General features: G+C 37.8%; 20 protein-coding genes. 9 read left to right on the top strand and 11 right to left on the bottom strand.

Annotated elements, in window-relative coordinates; all coding sequences use genetic code 11:
- Positions 1-124 precede the first annotated feature (124 nt).
- The 4 genes from ASE55_RS09820 to ASE55_RS09805 all read left to right on the top strand — a co-directional run bounded on the left by ASE55_RS09820 (position 125) and on the right by ASE55_RS09805 (position 3,702).
- A complete protein-coding gene (locus ASE55_RS09820; protein WP_056218552.1) occupies positions 125-307 on the top strand; it encodes a bacteriocin-like protein in 183 nt (60 codons plus the stop codon).
- Positions 308-789: 482 nt separating this feature from the next.
- Entirely contained in the window at positions 790-1,605 is an 816-nt protein-coding gene (locus tag ASE55_RS09815) for a T9SS-dependent choice-of-anchor J family protein (protein WP_056218551.1), read from the top strand.
- A gap of 108 nt (positions 1,606-1,713) precedes the next feature.
- Positions 1,714-2,427 (top strand): pseudouridine synthase, encoded by a 714-nt coding sequence (locus ASE55_RS09810; RefSeq protein ID WP_056218547.1) that lies wholly within the window; start codon positions 1,714-1,716, stop codon positions 2,425-2,427.
- Positions 2,428-2,664: 237 nt separating this feature from the next.
- Positions 2,665-3,702, top strand: a complete 1,038-nt coding sequence (locus ASE55_RS09805) for a quinone-dependent dihydroorotate dehydrogenase (protein ID WP_056218543.1) — start codon at positions 2,665-2,667, stop codon at positions 3,700-3,702.
- Between the two features lie 73 nt (positions 3,703-3,775).
- Here the strand turns inward: ASE55_RS09805 and ASE55_RS09800 are convergent, their stop codons facing one another.
- Both ASE55_RS09800 and ASE55_RS09795 read right to left on the bottom strand, forming a co-directional pair.
- Complete coding sequence (locus tag ASE55_RS09800; protein ID WP_056218541.1) at positions 3,776-4,657, bottom strand: hypothetical protein; 882 nt, start codon at positions 4,655-4,657, stop codon at positions 3,776-3,778.
- Positions 4,658-4,675: 18 nt separating this feature from the next.
- Complete coding sequence (locus ASE55_RS09795) at positions 4,676-5,920, bottom strand: DUF445 domain-containing protein (protein WP_056218538.1); 1,245 nt, start codon at positions 5,918-5,920, stop codon at positions 4,676-4,678.
- 231 nt (positions 5,921-6,151) lie between these two features.
- Here ASE55_RS09795 and msrB point away from each other — a divergent pair, with 231 nt between their 5' ends.
- Entirely contained in the window at positions 6,152-6,595 is a 444-nt protein-coding gene (msrB, locus tag ASE55_RS09790) for a peptide-methionine (R)-S-oxide reductase MsrB (RefSeq protein WP_056218535.1), read from the top strand.
- Positions 6,596-6,723: 128 nt separating this feature from the next.
- Positions 6,724-7,479: a murein L,D-transpeptidase catalytic domain family protein gene (locus ASE55_RS09785; RefSeq protein WP_056218532.1), complete on the top strand. Its 756-nt coding sequence runs from the start codon at positions 6,724-6,726 to the stop codon at positions 7,477-7,479.
- 36 nt (positions 7,480-7,515) lie between these two features.
- On the opposite strand, the gene ASE55_RS09780 is transcribed toward ASE55_RS09785, so the two are convergent.
- Both ASE55_RS09780 and ASE55_RS09775 read right to left on the bottom strand, forming a co-directional pair.
- The gene (locus ASE55_RS09780) at positions 7,516-8,901 is read right to left on the bottom strand and encodes a sensor histidine kinase (RefSeq protein WP_056218529.1); all 1,386 of its coding nucleotides are present in this window, start codon (positions 8,899-8,901) and stop codon (positions 7,516-7,518) included.
- Between the two features lie 63 nt (positions 8,902-8,964).
- Positions 8,965-9,654 (bottom strand): response regulator transcription factor, encoded by a 690-nt coding sequence (locus ASE55_RS09775; protein WP_056218526.1) that lies wholly within the window; start codon positions 9,652-9,654, stop codon positions 8,965-8,967.
- A 244-nt stretch (positions 9,655-9,898) separates the two neighbouring features.
- On the opposite strand from ASE55_RS09775, the gene ASE55_RS09770 reads away from it, so the two are divergent.
- The 3 genes from ASE55_RS09770 to ASE55_RS09760 are packed head-to-tail and all read left to right on the top strand — an operon-like array spanning position 9,899 to position 12,165.
- Positions 9,899-11,227: a porin gene (locus ASE55_RS09770; protein ID WP_056218524.1), complete on the top strand. Its 1,329-nt coding sequence runs from the start codon at positions 9,899-9,901 to the stop codon at positions 11,225-11,227.
- A gap of 11 nt (positions 11,228-11,238) precedes the next feature.
- On the top strand, positions 11,239-11,658 hold the full coding sequence (locus ASE55_RS09765) for a Dabb family protein (protein WP_056218522.1): 420 nt from the start codon (positions 11,239-11,241) through the stop codon (positions 11,656-11,658).
- A 15-nt stretch (positions 11,659-11,673) separates the two neighbouring features.
- Positions 11,674-12,165 carry a hypothetical protein gene (locus ASE55_RS09760; protein WP_238585032.1) on the top strand — a complete coding sequence of 164 codons (492 nt, stop codon included), beginning with the start codon at positions 11,674-11,676 and terminating at the stop codon, positions 12,163-12,165.
- Positions 12,166-12,266: 101 nt separating this feature from the next.
- Here ASE55_RS09760 and fabF read toward each other — a convergent pair whose 3' ends face one another.
- From fabF to ASE55_RS09725, 7 genes are all read right to left on the bottom strand, one after another.
- Positions 12,267-13,508, bottom strand: coding sequence for a beta-ketoacyl-ACP synthase II (gene fabF / locus ASE55_RS09755; protein WP_056218518.1), 1,242 nt, complete (start codon positions 13,506-13,508; stop codon positions 12,267-12,269).
- A complete protein-coding gene (locus tag ASE55_RS09750; RefSeq protein ID WP_056218515.1) occupies positions 13,509-13,934 on the bottom strand; it encodes a PaaI family thioesterase in 426 nt (141 codons plus the stop codon). It lies immediately after the preceding gene.
- 8 nt (positions 13,935-13,942) lie between these two features.
- Entirely contained in the window at positions 13,943-14,548 is a 606-nt protein-coding gene (locus ASE55_RS09745; RefSeq protein WP_056218511.1) for a TetR/AcrR family transcriptional regulator, read from the bottom strand.
- A gap of 182 nt (positions 14,549-14,730) precedes the next feature.
- Positions 14,731-15,150, bottom strand: a complete 420-nt coding sequence (locus ASE55_RS09740; protein WP_056218508.1) for an OsmC family protein — start codon at positions 15,148-15,150, stop codon at positions 14,731-14,733.
- A gap of 20 nt (positions 15,151-15,170) precedes the next feature.
- The gene (locus tag ASE55_RS09735; RefSeq protein ID WP_082474403.1) at positions 15,171-16,109 is read right to left on the bottom strand and encodes a helix-turn-helix domain-containing protein; all 939 of its coding nucleotides are present in this window, start codon (positions 16,107-16,109) and stop codon (positions 15,171-15,173) included.
- A 67-nt stretch (positions 16,110-16,176) separates the two neighbouring features.
- Entirely contained in the window at positions 16,177-16,707 is a 531-nt protein-coding gene (locus ASE55_RS09730) for a hypothetical protein (RefSeq protein ID WP_056218506.1), read from the bottom strand.
- Complete coding sequence (locus ASE55_RS09725; RefSeq protein WP_056218503.1) at positions 16,691-17,161, bottom strand: hypothetical protein; 471 nt, start codon at positions 17,159-17,161, stop codon at positions 16,691-16,693. Before ASE55_RS09725 ends, ASE55_RS09730 begins: the two co-directional genes overlap by 17 nt.
- Between the last annotated feature and the right edge of the window lie 106 nt (positions 17,162-17,267).

Genomic DNA, 17,267 nt, shown 5'->3' with positions numbered 1-17,267 from the left:
AGAATACGCAAAAGAAAGTGAGCATGATATACTGGTAAAGCTTACCATTGTTAATAAATCTGAAAATGTAACTTTGAGAATATAAAAATTACAAAATTTTATAACTGAACCAAATTCTATTATTATGAAAAATTTAAAAATTCTGTCAAGAAAAGAACTGAAAGCGATCGAAGGAGCAGCATCTGTTTCAAAATGTCCTCCTGGATATTATTATTGTCCTGAAGCTGCAGTATGTGTCCCGATTAATGCAGGATGCTATATTATAGTACCAGATATACCTGTAGAAGGAGAAGATCTCATTAAATAAATTTAAAAAAAGTTCTTCCTAAGGAAGAACTTTTAATTTAGGTACTGATCAATAATTTTTAATTCTCTTCATCGTTCCTCTTAAATAATCTTTTGAAGCAGTATACGGAAACTTGATACATTCCGGACTTCCAAGCGAAACTCCTTCAACATCTTACATGAGCATTTTCAAATCCTCTGGAGTTTACTATCCACCATACCTTCTTTGATTTCCTGTAGGCTATAATCAATCAACATTCCGGCTTCCTTTATTTCGCAAAAACGATGGGAAATTATAAGTTTCAGAATGAAATATTGAAATCATTGAAGAAGCAAATACAGCTGATAGCCATTGCATATTATGTAGTGGATATAAAGCAAAACAAAGGAAATATCAAAACGACTATTAGAAAATATTTTCTATACTAAAGAAGATAAGTCTTTATAAATAATTGTTGTACATAATAAATCATTAAATTTGGAAATAAATTAAAATCATTAATTATGAAAAAAAGTTTACTCTTAGCCGTTTTTTGTTTCGGGATAAACAATGCACAGGTATTTTCTGAAAATTTTAATTCTGGCTCTATGCCAATAGGTTGGACCGTTGAAAATCCTGATACTATTTACAATTGGGAAGTGGGTTCATCCGTTTTTTATAATTCATTGCCAAGTGGTGCAGCCTTTTTTGATGATGATGCGGCAGGTATCGGTTCCTTAAATAGCAGTGCCAGATTGATTTCACCGGTCATAAATCTTTCTTCTGTTTCCAACCCGAATCTATCTTTCAAGTATGCAAACATGATTGATACTGAGGATTCAATTCTTAAAGTGGAAGTTTTCAATGGTACTGCATGGGTACAGGTATTTAGTTTTGCTGGTTTAGCCGGAACTTGGGACTATGATCCGGATACTTTTGATGAATATCTTGAAAGCTATGACCAGGCTCAGAATATTAATCTTACTCCTTATGCGAATGCAAATTTTAAGGTGAGATTTGTCTATGACGATGCTGGAGACTATTCTTATGGGGTAGTAGTTGATGATGTTATTATTACTTCAGGGGTATTGGGCACATCTGATATGTCATCAATTCCGGATAAGATTAATGTATATCCTAATCCTGTAAAAGATTATCTTTTCATTAAATCTGACCTGAAAATCTCTAAAATAAGTTTGGTGGATATGTCAGGAAAGCAAATAAAGACTTTCAATGAAAAACCTGATAAGTATGATCTTTCAGATTTGCAAAACGGAATTTATCTGCTTTTAATTGATAACGGAAAAGAAGTTATAAAAAAGAAAATTATTAAGAAATAATAATTTTACTATACCGGCAAAAACCTCTCAATATTTGAGAGGTTTTTGTTTGAGTTTCATTCACAAACAGTCTTGGCTAAATCAGCAGGAAATTTCTACTTTTGTCCCATGTTAGAAATTCTTTATCGCGACGAACATCTTATTGCCATCAACAAGCCCAACGGATTGCTGGTTCATAAATCTTTTTATTCCGGAGAAGCAGATGCCTATGCGATCCGGGAATTAAAAAATCAGATCGGGCAGGCTGTGTTCCCTGTGCATCGCCTGGACCGGAAAACTTCCGGGATCCTGCTGTTTACTTTAGATAAAGAAACACTGAGGCTGATGAGCGACCAGTTCGCGGCAAGAGCGGTTGAAAAGAAATATCTGGCCATTCTCCGGGGCTGGACGAAAGAAGAAGAAACCATCGATTATGATCTGACAAATGAAGACGGAATCAGGCAGAATGCCATTACCCATTATCAGCGTCTGCAGACTTCGGAAATAGGTCTGGCATTCGGGGCACACCAGACTTCCCGTTATTGCCTTGTGGAAGCTACGCTTGAAACAGGGAGAATGCATCAGCTGAGAAAACATTTTAAGCACATTCTTCATCCTATTTTAGGATGCCGCCATTATGGCTGTAATAAACAGAATAAATTGTGGCTGGAGAATTTCGGGATGACGAAAATGATGCTTCATGCACACCGGCTGGCCTTCAGCCATCCCATTACCAGTGAACCAATCACATTGAATGCAGTGATCAGTGATGAGTTCAAAAGAGCAGGGGAGATCCTGAGTTTTGATCTGAGCCAATATTCCCGGTCTTCTGAAGGATATTAATGATAGTTTAATATTGCATTATTTTAAAAGCAAAGAAGAATCAACAGGTTGATTAATGCTTTGCCATTTTGATAAAAAGCTAAAGATAAATCTTTGCGTTAAAAGTATCTGACAGGTTTATAGATTGAGCTGATTCTCTGTGTTATAGATAATGCTTATCAAACATTTTCAAATAAAATATCCTGAGTCAGGAAACCATTAATTTTAAAATGAGTATTTTTGTAAAACTTTTTTTCAATGTACAAATCGCTTATCCGTCCGGTCCTTTTCAAATTTGATCCCGAAGAAGTTCACCATTTTACCTTTTCGATGCTAAAGAATTTCGGTTTTATTACCCGAGTGTTTTTACCTAAACCCATAGAAGACAAGCGGCTGGAAAGAGAAGTCTTCGGGCTGAAATTCAAGAACCCGGTAGGCCTTGCAGCAGGATTTGACAAAAATGCAGTCTTATTTAACGAGCTGGCTGATCTCGGATTCGGATTTGTGGAAATCGGAACGGTTACCCCGAAAGCACAGGCCGGAAACCCTAAAAAAAGACTGTTCCGCTTAATCGAAGACGGCGGAATCATTAACCGGATGGGGTTCAATAACGACGGCCTACAGGCTGCCATCGAAAAACTGAAAGGCAATAAAGAGAAAATCATCATCGGCGGAAACATCGGAAAAAATACGGATACCAGCCCTGAAAATTATACGGAAGATTACCTGCAGTGTTTTGAAGGACTTCATCCATATGTAGATTATTTTGTACTGAATGTCAGCTGCCCGAACGTCGGGAGCCATGCCAAACTGGAAGATGTGGACTATCTGAGAGAGCTGATTACAGCAGTGAAAGAAATTAACCTGACCAAAACAGTTCAGAAACCTGTTTTATTAAAAATTGCTCCGGATTTAAACCACCGCCAGCTGGATGAAATTGTTGACCTGATTGCTGAAACAGAAATTGACGGGGTGATTGTTTCTAACACATCGGTTAACCGGGAAGGTTTAAAAACGCCTCCGGAGGTCCTGGAACAGATCGGAAACGGCGGGCTGAGCGGAAAACCGATCCGCGAAAGAAGTACGGCAATGATTAAATATATTTCAGATAAAAGCAACAAGGCATTCCCGATCATCGGCGTAGGCGGGATTCATTCAGCCAAAGATGCGATGGAAAAGCTGGATGCCGGTGCAAGCCTGGTTCAGCTCTACACAGGTTTTATCTATGAAGGCCCGGAACTCATCAATGATATCAATAAAGAACTTTTAAAAAGAGCCGGCCGGTTAACAAGATAAATCTTAACTGAATAAGGAATACAGTTACTTAAAAGAGTGGGGTGCCGCCAAACACTCCATGATATTTTAATTACTATCTCGATTTTGTTACCGAAGCATTTTTTACATCTACCGTGAGTATATAGCCTGAGGAGACTGATGTTTTCTGAATGCTGAATGTCAGGGTTTTAGAATCCTTATTACGGGTCATTTTAGTATCCTCTATATTCTGCAGGCAGCTTTCCGTAAGGTATTCATCAAAACTTTTATAGTTCCAGTCTTTGGTAAAATATAATACCCGGTAGCCTTTTTCGCCGTCACCTGCCCCGCACATTCCGCAGTAATTGAAATTGGAAACTTCTTCAAAGTACAGTAAAACCCTGTTTCCCGACTGGTCTGAAGCGTAGGAAATCAGTTCGTTGCCTCCGGCTTTGCTGATGATGTCATACGTGTTTATCTTTTTGCTGCCCGGAAGCATGAGGTAATTATTGAATCGGTAAATCCGGCTGTCTTTCGTCAGTAACCGGGCAGGAAGATTTTTATTTTTCATGGTGAAACTTCCTGAAACATCTTGGTCTGCATCCTGTTCCGGAAAGATAAATGCTTCTTCAGGCTTCAGGCTTTCTGCGATATTTTCTATCTGGTTAATGTTTTTTCCGGTGATTTTTTCTTTAAAAAGCTTTGAATTTTTCTTTTGCCGGTCCCCGAAGTTATACAGGTAAATCTCTCCCAGACTGTAGATGCCTGTCAGTGGGATTTTCTTTCTGTATTTATCATAATAATACCATCCGTCTACAAAATGCTGGTACTGGTGGCAGTCTGTAATTCCACTGTAATCCAGCTGGATGGTGATGGGGGTACCGTTGATTTCTCCTTTGAAAACCTGTGATGAGTCAGTAATCTTTTTAAGCTCGATTTTCTGACAGAACAAGAAAGTCAGGCTCAGGAAGAACAGGAACGTAAGCGTTTTTTTCATAGGTTATTGTTTTTATTTTCACAGGAAAAAATGGGAAATGGTATAAATGATCAGTCCTACCAGTCCGCCCACCAAAGTTCCGTTTACCCGGATAAACTGAAGGTCTTTGCCTACTTCCAGCTCCAGCTTTTCACTGAGCTCTTTGCCCTGCCAGTTTCCTACTGTAGAACTGATGAGGTTCCCGAACTGATGGGTATTTTTCAGGATATATTTATAAGCCGTTACGCGGACCCAGTTGTCAATTTTATCCTGAAGGCCTTCATTGGTTTTTAAATTCTGCGAAAATTCATCCAGGTTTTTAGAAAGGTATTTTTTTAATGAAGAATCTTCCTGCTGAAGTTCTTCCATGACTGTTTTTTTTATGGAAACCCAGATGTCATTGGAATATTCATTGAGTTTATCCGCTTTTAAAAGGTCGTTTTTAATGTTCTTAAATTCCTGGTCCCATTTCGGGTCTTCTTTTAAATCTGTGGAGAATTCCTGAATCTTTCCGGTGATCAGGCTCCTGATTTCATGTTCAGGGTCTTCTTCAATTTCTTTGAAAAAATCGGCAAGCCCGCTGGCAATTCTACCGGCAATCTTATGATCGACAAAAGAAGGGATAAAAGAATAGCTTCCTTTTTTCACCCGGTCTTTGATCATTTCATCATTCTCGGTAATATAATTCTTAATCTGTGAAGAAAGGCTGGTAATGATCCTCTGGTGATCATTCTTTTCCAGAATGTAATGGATTCCGTTCCCGACGATGGCATTGAGCTTAATATCATCCGTCATTTCAGATACCTTTTTGCTGATGAAGAGGCTTACCGTAGCATCATCCAGTTTATTCAGGATGTCCAGGACGATATCAGAAAGGTTCCTGATGAGAACTGCCTGGTTTTTTTCTTTCCCGAGCCATTCCCCTACAAAATTTGAGATTTTCAGCTTCTGGATGTACGGACGGATATTCTGGGGCGAAAGAAAATTGCTTACCACGAAACCGCCCAGGTTGTCACCAAGCTGCTGTTTGCTGTTTTCAATCAGGTTTGTATGCGGGATCGGCAGGCCCAGCGGATGCCGGAACAGGGCAGTCACCGCAAACCAGTCTGCCAAAGCCCCTACCATGGCCGCTTCGGAAAAAGCACGGACATACCCGATCCAGTGCGAGCTGTTATCCTTCTGCAGAACGGTTGTAATAACAAATACAACTGCCATCAGCAGGAATAATCCTGTGGCAAATGCTTTATATTTCCTTAACTGTTTTCTTTTGGCTTCATCATTCATATCATTGGTGACCGCAATGGGTAAAGTTTATATTATACAATCGTCAGTTATAATCGTTTATTCATCTGACCGGGATTCCGGCAATACACCTGCAAGATTCTGAGAATCAAAAAAATATCATTTCTGCTGACTCGCGGATGTAAACAGATCACTTAAAAATAACTAAAATTAAAGACTTTAGAGCTATTATGGTTTGATTTTAGCTGATAAAAAAAACATTAAGCAAAACTCATGGAAAACGAAGCAAAAAATAATCCATACTATTCCCGGACAGATCATACCAAACTGGATGTTTCCAACGATGAATGGAGAAAAATATTAGCTCCTGAATTATATGCCATCTCAAGGGAAGCGGCAACCGAACGCCCGTTTACAGGAAAATACAATGAGTTTGATGAGTTGGGAGAATATTACTGCGCCGTTTGCGGAAACCATCTGTTCCGGTCAGATTCAAAATTTTCAAGCAGCTGCGGCTGGCCAAGTTTTTTTGAAGCAGATAAAGAAGGCGTATATTATAAAAGAGATACGGCATACGGAATGGAGCGGGTTGAGGTGCTTTGTAAAAGATGCGATTCTCATCTGGGCCATGTTTTTGATGACGGACCAAAACCTACAGGCATGCGGTACTGCATGAATTCAATCAGCTTGGAATTTGTTTCAGATGCACATAAATAATGAGTTTTAAATCACAAAATCAGTAAGTTAAAGTTTCTTAAATAGCGTTAAATTTTTTAGAGTTATATGGCGTTCACCGTTATGTTTTATACATTTGCAGACTGAAATGTATTTAACATAATATTTTAATGAAAGGAATTTATAGCTTATTAGGTATTGTTTACATGGTAACCACATCATTTTATCTGTCTCCGAAAAAGGGAGTTGAAACAAATGAAACCGGCACCAGAAAGATTGAAAAATTAACCGGCATGAAGTCTGAAAAGACCGCAGGTACAGTATCTTCATCAGAAGCATTGTATAAATCCATCACGTTTGAAGAAGGGCACGAACTTAACGAAGAAGTTTTCTTTAAAGCCTTGACAGGTTTTGAAAATTTGAAGAAAGCTGGTTTGCTTAATCAGGATGCCCATCTGTTAACGGTATGTGATTTTTCCATGTCTTCCAATACGAAGAGACTTTGGGTAATTGACACACAGGAGAAAAAAGTATTGTTCAATTCACTGGTTGCCCACGGGAAAAACACAGGTGAAGAATTTGCAACCAACTTTTCGAACACCAACAGTTCGCTTCAGAGCAGCTTGGGATTTTATATCACGGATGCTACGTATAACGGCGACAACGGGTATTCCCTGAAACTGCTGGGAATGGATAAAGGTTTTAATGATGCCGCTTACAAAAGAGCCATCGTGATGCACGGTGCAGATTACGTAAGTGAAGATTTTGCTGCGGTACACAAGAGAATCGGGAGAAGCTGGGGATGCCCTGCGGTTCCTAGGGACCTTACACAGCCGATTATTAATACGATAAAAGGGAGAAACTGCCTTTTTATTTATTATCCTGATCAGAATTACCTCTCCAGGTCAGAATGGTTAAAAGCATAATAAAAATGCAATAAGAAAATAAAGCAGCCGGTTTGTTCAGGTTGCTTTTTTATTTTGAAAGCTGAATTGTATTTTAAAAATACTTCCTTTTGAAGGCTTAGACTGCAATGAAATGTAGCCCTGATGCATTTCAATAATTCTTTTTACAATGGATAATCCAATCCCGTTTCCTTTTTCATAATTCTTGTTGTCCCCACGGTAAAATAAATCAAATATTTTTGACTGGTTGGTTTCCGGGATACCAATTCCATGGTCTATAAAACGGATTTCCAGATTATTGTTCTGAACTTCAATTTCTACACGGCAGCTTTTATCCGGCGAATATTTACAGGCATTTTCCATTAAATTTAAAAATGCAATCTGCAGCAGATACGGGTTTCCGTAAAAGTCGTAGTGGCTTTCATCTTTGTGTGCCAGATTATCCATATAATGGATCCCGATGGTATAAGTTAAATTTTTTTGAAGCAGGGCAACTTTAGCGTCCGCCAGAATTTCATCCAGGCGCAGGTCTGTGAAACTGATCTGTGAAATATCATAGCTTGCCCGTGCAAAATCCAGCAATGCTGAGGAAAGCTGGGAAGCGTGGTTGGCATCCTGTAGCGCATTGTCTATGGAAATTTTATAATCATCCACCGTTATATTCAGATCTTTAGCAAGTTCAAGCTCAGCAATTAATGTAGAAAGCGGTGTCCGGAATTCATGGGAGATCGTCGTGACAAACTGTCTGTGGTTGTTGAATGATTTTTCCAAACGGTTAAAAGTTGAATTGAAAGTTTCGGTCAGTTCGTAAATTTCATCTTTCGCCTTGGGAACAACCAGCCTTTTGTTGAGATTGTGCTCCGAGATATCACGGATTTGGATAATAATATCCTTTAAAGGTTTCAGAGTATAATAGGAAAACAGAAAGCCGACAATAAAAATAAGAAGGATAGAAATAATGTAAATGGCAATAACATCCTTTTTAAACTCTTCAACATGGGCTTTCCCTGTTACATCAACAGCACTGCCGATGATATAAAAACGCTCATTATTAAAATCATATTTAAAGGCCATATACTGGCGTTCCCTTCTCTGCCACGTTATTTTGTTTTTTTTGGTATTAATAAGCTGGTTCAGATAGTACTGGTTTTTAGAAGAAGGCTTAATATCTGTAAATATCAGTTCTTTTTTACTGTTGTAGACACTGATATCCGCTTCATTCAGCATTTTTTTGTTGCGTTCATGGAGTTCCCGGATTTTAGAATCATCAATTTTAGCATCAAAAATAAATTCTGACCTCCAGGTAATTTTGTAGCCCAACCGGTCATTAAATTCGTCTTCCCTGTTTTTTTCAGCAATAAAATAGAGAACATAAGCAAAGATGAAAAATATTCCTGCAGTGAGAATAGTATAAATAATGGCTGTCCTGGTTGCTATTTTCATATGCAGGTATTTATTTCTGAAGGATCTTCGTAAGTAATATAAAAGAGATTTGCGGTTGGTGATTTATAACTGATGGGTAAAAATAAATCCCATTCCGGGTTTCGTATGAATAAGTTTCCTGTCAAAATCCTTATCAATTTTCTTTCTTAAGTACGCAATGTAAACATCAATATAATTGGTTCCCGTATCAAAATGATTTCCCCAGACATTCTCTGCAATTTCTTCACGGCTCAGCACCCTTTCTGCATTCCTCATCAGGAAGATCAACAGTTTGAATTCCTTTGGAGTAAGGTTGATTTCTTTTTCATTCCTGAAAACACGGTTTGTATTTGCGTTTATGGTAAGGTTCTGATATTTAATAATGTTTAATGATTCGTTTTTCTTTGGAGAAGATGATTTTCTTAATAAAACGGCTTTTATCCGGGCATATAATTCTCTTATTTCGAATGGCTTTACCATGTAATCGTCTGCCCCGGCATCAAACCCTTCAATCTTTTCATCAATCGTTCCTAAAGCGGTCAGCATAATAATCGGGAGATCAGGGTTTTTCTGTTTGATGATTCTGCTTAATTCGATACCGTTCATCCCCGGGAGCATGATATCGGTAATCACCAGGTCAAAAGAAATTCTTTCTGCCATCACCAAAGCATCTTCTGCATCTTCGGAGATATAAATCTGATAGTTTTGACTTTCCAGACCTCTTTTTAGAAGTGCTGAAACACGGGCGTTATCTTCTATAATTAAAACTTTCATTTAAGCATTATTTCAGGACTTTATCCAATTTCAGATTAAAGTAATTGTTACCAAAAAGCTGATAGCCGGTTATCATTCAATTGCTGTACAAAGGTATTTTATATTTTTATTTTATAATAACGGATTTATTTTTTTAATGAATTTCTAAAGATTTTCTAATTGGTTTCTAACGATGCTTTTTGTCTTTCTCATCTAATTTTGTCCCGTTGAAATCACCAACAAAGATTCAGAAAAAGAAAATATTATGAATAAAAGATCTGTTAAAGTCGGGCTCGTTTTAATTTCAATGACGGGTTTGTATTCAAAAGTGGAAGCGCAGAAAAAGAATGATTTTAATAATCCGGCTTTAACGCATTATCTTAATGATGAACATACAAGATATATTTCGTTTAGCGGTTACGCAGAGCTTTGGGCAAGATATGCACAGCTTAATCCGGGAAGTTTAATTAATAATCAGGCAAAATCCGAAGTGTCAGATCTTTCACTCCGCAGGGTCAGGGTAAAAATGGCCTATAAGCCAACGGAAAAACTGATGTTTGTTTTACAGGGCGGAACTACCAATGTGAACGTCAACGCAAAAGGCAGCAATTATTTTGATCTGCTTGATGCTTACGCAGAATATACTTTTAATGATAAAATTGCTTTCGGAGCCGGGCGTTCAACATGGAGAGGCCTGTCAAGATTCACTACAGGCCCGTTGAATACATTGCTGTATGATTTACCGGCTTATGCAACATCCAATGCAGGGGCAACAGATTATACCGTAAGAGAATTGGGAGCTTATATAAAAGGACAGTTAGGTAAATTTGATTATCGTTTGGTGGTTGCAGATCCGTATACGATGTCAACGGCAGATCCTAAATACAATGTCGCTACTTTCAGCAAAAATTCGCCTCACAAAGACTTTTCGGGATATTTCAGATATGCATTTCTGGATACGGAAAATATTTCAGTGCCATTCAATTCCGGTACGTATGGAGGTAAAAAGAGTGTACTGAGCCTCGGGGCAGGCTTTGATTACATTCATAATGCGATGTGGCATCAGGATATTGATAAAAATACCGTCAATGATGATATGAAAAGTTTTGCAGTAGATTTATTTTATGATGCTCCTTTAAATAAAGAGAAAGGAACTTCTGTAAGTGCTTACGGAATGGCGATGCACAATGATTACGGGCCGAATTATATTCGATATGTCGGGACAAATAATCCTGCAACTTCCGTAGACGCCACCCAGGCCAGTTTGAACGGAGCCGGAAATGCAATGCCGGTAATCGGGACGGGAAATACCTATTATGTTCAGTTAGGCGGAACGCTACCTTATTTAAACAAAGAAAAAAAGAATCTTCAGCTTCAGCCTGCAGTCGGTATGCAGCTGTCTGATCTCAAAGGCCTTCATGATCATGCGGTTATTTACGATGCCGGAATTTCCTTACTGATGAACGGAATGTCGTCCCGACTGACTTTTGATGCCCAAAACAGACCTGTTTTCACGGGTAATATCAATAACAATGCGGTTGTTTCTGACAGGCAATGGCAGTTTGTCTTAAAATACAGAATTGATTTCAACTAAAAATAAGTACAATGGAAAGAAGAAAATTTTTATTCCGTTCGGTACAGGCTTCTGCCCTGCTGCTGATTTCCGCAAATATGTTTGCGTCTGCCTTGCCTATGTTTAACCCTTTAAAAAAGAAAAAAGTGTACTTCCATTATTTATTGTTCTGGCTCAGAAAAGATTTGTCTGAAGCTGAGGTAAAAGAGTTTGAAAACTTCTTTGAAGGTCTTAAAAAACTGCCTTATCAAAAAAATCTCCGGTACGGAAAACCTGCAGATTCAAGCCCGAGAAATGTTTTAGATAATACCTTCACTTACAATGCTTCGATGGAATTTGATACGCTGGAAGAACTTGAAGCTTACGGACAGCTTCCTGAACATTTGGCTTTGGTAAAAAAGTATAAACCGTTCTTTGAAAAAATGTTGGTTCACGATACAGTTTATAATTAAAAGAATTTATTTACAATGAAAAATATAGTTAAAGGCATTAGCTTTGTTCTTGCATTAAGCACATTTGGATCTATGAATGCACAGCACAAAAAAAACAAAAATGTAAGTATCAGTGTAAATACTGAAGAATCAAAAGAATACATTCCTGCAATAAGGCTGATCAATAATCCTGACGGTTCCTGTACGTTTGAAAAAGGAAGGATTCCTACCCTTAAGCACATGAATACCACGACATTCTGGATGAGCAATAAAACAGAGGATTGGGAAAAGAATGCGCATCCGGCCCCCAGAAGGCAGTATGTTATTACGTTAAAAGGAAATATCAGATTTAAAGTAACAGATGGTTCTACTTTTATCATTAAGCCCGGAACGATTCTTCTGGCAGAAGATTTAAAAGGTAAAGGGCACAGCTGGGATATGGTAAAAAGCAAAGAGTGGGAGAGGCTTTATATTCCCATAGCTGAAGATGCAGATGATTTTTTTACTGCAGATAAAGACTCTGATTAATTTTTAGATCAATCAATCACTTTAGTATTCTATATAAGTCGTACAATAAAAGCAGCCATTTTTGGCTGCTTTTTTAATTCTGAATATAAGAGGAGAACTGTTTAAGAGAATTTCTTAAAAACCACAGTTGCATTGTGCCCCCCGAAGCCGAATGCATTACTTAAGGCATAGTTTATATTTTTCTCTTTGGCTTCACCGAAAACAATGCGCAGGTCCTTAGGAATATTTTCATCAATCCTGTGAAGGTTGATTGTCGGCGGAATAATTCCGTTTTCAATTGCTTTAATTGAAAGAATGGCTTCGGCTGCTCCGGCTGCACCTAATAAATGGCCTGTCATAGACTTGGTAGCACTGATATCCAGGTTTTTGCTTCCCTTGAATAATTTGTTAATCCCATTGAGCTCGACCAGATCTCCCATCGGAGTAGAAGTGGCATGCGGATTAAGATAATCAATATCCTCCGTATTAATTCCGGCTTCTTTAAGAGCCAACTGCATCGCTTTAATGGCTCCGATCCCTTCCGGATGCGGTGCGGTCATGTGATATGCATCGGCCGTCATGGCTGCTCCGACCAATTCTGCATAAATTCTCGCGCCTCTTGCTTTGGCATGTTCATATTCTTCAAGGATTAAAGATCCGGCGCCTTCGCCCATTACAAAACCGTCCCGGTCTGCATCATAAGGCCGGCTTGCTGTGGCAAAATCATCATTTCTTGTAGACATTGCTTTCATGATTGAAAATCCTCCAACGGAAGCCGGGGTAACCGCTGCTTCAGAACCGCCGCTTACAATGACTTTTGCTTTTCCCAGTCTGATATAATTAAAGGCATCCATCAAAGCCGTGTTCCCTGTAGCACAGGCTGAAACTGTTGTATAATTGATTCCCTGAAGCCCGAATTTCATAGAGATCATCCCGGAAGCCATATTAGCAATGAACTTAGGTACGAAGAACGGATTAAAACGCGGGGTTCCATCTCCTTTTGTAAATTCCATCACTTCACTCTCAAAAGTCCACATGCCACCCTGTCCGGTTCCCCAGATAACACCGGTGTCAAAAGGATCCATATTTTCCAGTTCAAGCCCGGAGTCTTTAAGGGCTTCTGCAGTAGAATACATGGCATATTGCGAAAACAGGTCGCTCCGTTTTATTTCGTTATGGGTAAGATGAACCTTCGGGTCAAAATTTTTAACCTCACATGCGAAGTGTACTTTGAATTTTTCGGTGTCAAAGTGGGTAATCCTGTTGGCACCGCTCACCCCGTTGATGCTGTTCTGCCAGAATTCTTCTACATTGTTTCCCAAAGGCGTCACTGCGCCCAGCCCCGTTATAACTACTCTTTTCATTTAACTGTTGGTTTTGAATAAATTAGAGGTTCCTCTTGCAATTAATCTTGTTTTGTCTGCATTCCATATTTCACACTGTGCATTAATGAACTGCTTTCCTCTTTTAATGATTTTTGTTTCGGCTACAATATTATCATTTTCTTTGGCGGCTGAAAAATAATCGATGCTGTTATTTACGGTAACGATAAAAGTTTTTTCATTAAGGGAAAACATGGTTGCCCCGATGACGTCATCTATAATAGCTGCTGTAACACCGCCGTGAAGGTTCCCCATCGGGTTCAGCCATTCTGCTCTTACGGTATACTGAAATTCTATGCGGCCTTCTTCTGCAAAGACCACAACAGGATTCAGCCACCTCATAAAAGGAGAGGGCGATGCGGTAAATTCTTTCCCGATAAAAGACTGTAATGCCTGTAATTTATCCATATTACTGATTATAAAGGATTTTGTTTTATTTCTTTAACAATGAGTTCTGAAATTCTGTCCAGTGCGAGGTTCAGGTGTTTTTCATTTCCGGTGGTTTTGGATAATAAAATTCCGCCTTCAATAAGCATGAGGAAGAGTGATGCATATTCTTCAGGGTTTATTTCCTGTCTGAACTCATGGTTTTCCTGCCCTGTCCTGATGATATCGGAAAGGGCTTTTTCCCAGTTTTCAAAAGAAAGTTTCACCTGGCTTTTCAGTGCCGGAAAAGTATCGTCTGACTCTGTCGCAGCATTCATCATGGGACATCCTCCATGTCTGAAGACAGAGGGCCAGCTTGTTCTGTAGAATGTAACAAAAGCAAGCAGCTGCTCTGAAGGTGTAATGGATTCCTGACTGAATGCATCTGCAAGGTTCTTTCTGAGCATTCCGACATTGTGTTTATAGACTTCAATGGCTACCTCGTCCCTGTTTTCAAAATTACCGTAAATGCTTCCTTTTGTCAGTCCGGTTGCATTCGTAATGTCTGACAAAGACGTGGAAGTATACCCTTTTGTGTTAAACAAAGCGGCTGTTTTCTCAATGATGAATTGTTTTGTCTTTTCTGCTTTTGACATTTACATTAATACTGCAGCAAATATACAAAAATATACCAATCGGTATATTTTATTTTAAAATTAAATCTGAGCTGTTGAACAACCCAGATTAATTATTATCAGATTCCATTCTGTGATTCCGAAGCCATCATAAATTCAGATTCTATGAATAACAAAATGTATTTTTACCTTTTTCAGTTTAATTAGTTGGCCAGAGTAGCTTCTAATGTAATTTCAAAATTGAAAGCTGCGCTTACAGGGCATCCCTCTTCAGCAATCTTAGCATATTTCTGGAATTCTTCTTCAGAAATTCCCGGAACTTTTGCCGTTAATGTCAGTTCAGATTTTGTAATCTTTCCGACACTTGGATCCAATGTGATTAGTGATTTTGTTGTTAATTCTTCAGGAGTGAACCCGGCCTGGGAAAGTTCTGCGCTCAGTTTCATCGTAAAGCATCCGGCGTGGGCTGCGGCAAGCAATTCTTCAGGATTTGTTCCTACACCTTCTTCAAAACGGCTGTTGAAAGAATACTGGGTTTGGTTCAGGGTAGTACTCTGTGTGGTTAAATGACCTTTTCCTTCTTTTACGGTACCGTTCCAAACGGCTGTTGCGTTACGTTTCATAATGTTTTGTATTTAATTATTTATTTAATGTTGTATTGTTTTGATAAGACAAATGTATGGCAGATATTATTCCAAATCGTTAGATAAAAAGAACTAAATATTGTACTTTTTTCCCGAAACATAATTTTCCTGAAATTTGCAGGTGTATTTCCGGTTTTGCCTGTGAACAGCCGGTTGAAATACGCAGGATCTTCATAGCCTAGATCATAGGCGATTTCTTTGACCGGCTTATCCGTATAAAGCAGCAGCCTTTTGGCTTCGAGTAAAATCCTGTTGATGATCAGCTGGTTCGGGGATTCCAGATTTAAATTCCTGAATTTATGGGTCAGTGTTTTGGGGACTATATGAAGCAGACCCGCGTAATCGGCAACATTATGCTTTTCCCTGAAATGAATTTCCAGATAACGGCTGAAATCACGGAAAATTTCCAGTTCATGACCGGGAATTTTCACGGTATTGTTGTCCAGGTTCTGCTTTTTCCACATTCTGGTAGCGTGGATGATCATTTGTTTAAGATAAGTCCGGATCATTTCCTCCGCAGAAGAATCCTTCCATTCCAGTTCCTGTTTAATGCTTTGGAATAAACTTTTAATAACAGCATTTTCCTTTTCATCAAGCACTACAAAAGGAATTTCAAAAACATTGTGGAAAAGCAGTCCGTCACAGGCCACTTCTTTATCATGAATCTGAATGCAGTAAAAATCCCTGTTGTAATATAAAAGGCTGGATTCTTCAGCTCCTTTTTCAACCTGCAGATGCTGGTTGGTGAGGAAAAATAAAGAAGGTTTTTCTATTTTAAAATGGCTGAAATCTACGGTCAGTTCATATCCTTCAGGAACATAGAAGACCTTGATCTCAGATTTATATTTATTTTCTTTAAGAGCCTGGAAGTTATTTTCAGAAAAAGTTTCAAAACCTAACTTTTTGTAACGGTCTTCAAAAATAAGTTGCTGTGACATACATTTACTTTAGCATAAAGGTATAAAAAAGCATGATTTTAAATAAACCATGCTTGTAATTTAGTCCTTAAAAAGATGCATTAAGTTTTACTTGTTTTTCTATTCTCGGGCGCCATTTTTCAGGATTAGACATTGTGTTAAATATCTTTTCCTTAAAATAAATCTCATGCCATATTGTTTTATCAAATCTCGCTATTTTTTTAAAAGCCTTTTCAGAATGTATTATAAGCTTTAAAATAAATTCTTCATTAGCATCCCGATGATTATTGATAATCTGGCTTAATAGGATAGGCGTGATGTTTATATCTTTAGCAAATTCATTTCGTTTAGAATAAATTGTATCAACATATGCTTCTAAAAATTTAGTGAAATGATTTTGATTATCATTAACAGGAGCTTTAATATAGTTTTCCATTTGTAATTTTAATTGTAAAAGCTTAGCACGTATGATTTGTTCCTTGGATAAATTTTTATTTCTTTCCAAGCGTGCTTGCATTAATAAAATGGAATCAGACTCTCTTTCTTTGTTATCTTGATATCTTGAATCGACACCAAATTCAACATTTTTAATAATATTTTCTTTAATAATCGCTTTCATATTCTTTAATTAATTTCAATATTTCGGGAACTTCTAAACTTAAAGTTGTACCGGTAATATTCATTTTGTATTTGTCCATGTAATGTTTATAAATTGATGTTTTAGGTTTGAGAGAAATACATGCCATCTCTGCAAATTCTCTAACAGCAATTTTGGATACGTAACAAATTAGATTTCCGGCAATCTTATCAAATTTTTTATCTCTTCCTTTATTCTCTTCCGAGACAGTAAGTAATCTGATATGAATTCTCAATTCTTTTGGAATTATTTCATAAGATATAAGTCCTAAAATATCATTATCTTCTTTAATAACTAATTTATAAATATTTTGTTCTTTCTCTTCTTTCCAATCAAATAAATATCTTTTCTTGGATAATAGTCTATAGTCTGCACTTTCTAAAGGCAAAATTTCTATCGGAAAAATCTTTCCGGTTGAAAGCTCTACAATATTCACATCATAAATTTACAGAAAGTTTCCAAAATATGCAAACTTTATTGTCTGTTATTATATTGATAATCAAAATAAAGCATGATTTAATACATTAAATTACGGAACCACG

Source organism: Chryseobacterium sp. Leaf201 (genome assembly GCF_001421435.1).
GTDB lineage: Bacteria > Bacteroidota > Bacteroidia > Flavobacteriales > Weeksellaceae > Chryseobacterium.
The sequence above is the reverse complement of the archived record's forward strand: the minus strand, read 5'-3'. Positions and strand labels throughout refer to the sequence as shown.

Excerpts from the sequence above, each read along its gene's own strand:
- ASE55_RS09820 (WP_056218552.1), top strand. The coding sequence starts at position 125 with ATGAAAAATTTAAAAATTCTGTCAAGAAAAGAACTGAAAGCGATCGAA.
- ASE55_RS09815 (WP_056218551.1), top strand. The coding sequence starts at position 790 with ATGAAAAAAAGTTTACTCTTAGCCGTTTTTTGTTTCGGGATAAACAAT.
- ASE55_RS09810 (WP_056218547.1), top strand. The coding sequence starts at position 1,714 with ATGTTAGAAATTCTTTATCGCGACGAACATCTTATTGCCATCAACAAG.
- ASE55_RS09805 (WP_056218543.1), top strand. The coding sequence starts at position 2,665 with ATGTACAAATCGCTTATCCGTCCGGTCCTTTTCAAATTTGATCCCGAA.
- ASE55_RS09800 (WP_056218541.1), bottom strand. The coding sequence starts at position 4,657 with ATGAAAAAAACGCTTACGTTCCTGTTCTTCCTGAGCCTGACTTTCTTG.
- ASE55_RS09795 (WP_056218538.1), bottom strand. The coding sequence starts at position 5,920 with ATGAATGATGAAGCCAAAAGAAAACAGTTAAGGAAATATAAAGCATTT.
- msrB (WP_056218535.1), top strand. The coding sequence starts at position 6,152 with ATGGAAAACGAAGCAAAAAATAATCCATACTATTCCCGGACAGATCAT.
- ASE55_RS09785 (WP_056218532.1), top strand. The coding sequence starts at position 6,724 with ATGAAAGGAATTTATAGCTTATTAGGTATTGTTTACATGGTAACCACA.
- ASE55_RS09780 (WP_056218529.1), bottom strand. The coding sequence starts at position 8,901 with ATGAAAATAGCAACCAGGACAGCCATTATTTATACTATTCTCACTGCA.
- ASE55_RS09775 (WP_056218526.1), bottom strand. The coding sequence starts at position 9,654 with ATGAAAGTTTTAATTATAGAAGATAACGCCCGTGTTTCAGCACTTCTA.
- ASE55_RS09770 (WP_056218524.1), top strand. The coding sequence starts at position 9,899 with ATGAATAAAAGATCTGTTAAAGTCGGGCTCGTTTTAATTTCAATGACG.
- ASE55_RS09765 (WP_056218522.1), top strand. The coding sequence starts at position 11,239 with ATGGAAAGAAGAAAATTTTTATTCCGTTCGGTACAGGCTTCTGCCCTG.
- ASE55_RS09760 (WP_238585032.1), top strand. The coding sequence starts at position 11,674 with ATGAAAAATATAGTTAAAGGCATTAGCTTTGTTCTTGCATTAAGCACA.
- fabF (WP_056218518.1), bottom strand. The coding sequence starts at position 13,508 with ATGAAAAGAGTAGTTATAACGGGGCTGGGCGCAGTGACGCCTTTGGGA.
- ASE55_RS09750 (WP_056218515.1), bottom strand. The coding sequence starts at position 13,934 with ATGGATAAATTACAGGCATTACAGTCTTTTATCGGGAAAGAATTTACC.
- ASE55_RS09745 (WP_056218511.1), bottom strand. The coding sequence starts at position 14,548 with ATGTCAAAAGCAGAAAAGACAAAACAATTCATCATTGAGAAAACAGCC.
- ASE55_RS09740 (WP_056218508.1), bottom strand. The coding sequence starts at position 15,150 with ATGAAACGTAACGCAACAGCCGTTTGGAACGGTACCGTAAAAGAAGGA.
- ASE55_RS09735 (WP_082474403.1), bottom strand. The coding sequence starts at position 16,109 with ATGTCACAGCAACTTATTTTTGAAGACCGTTACAAAAAGTTAGGTTTT.
- ASE55_RS09730 (WP_056218506.1), bottom strand. The coding sequence starts at position 16,707 with ATGAAAGCGATTATTAAAGAAAATATTATTAAAAATGTTGAATTTGGT.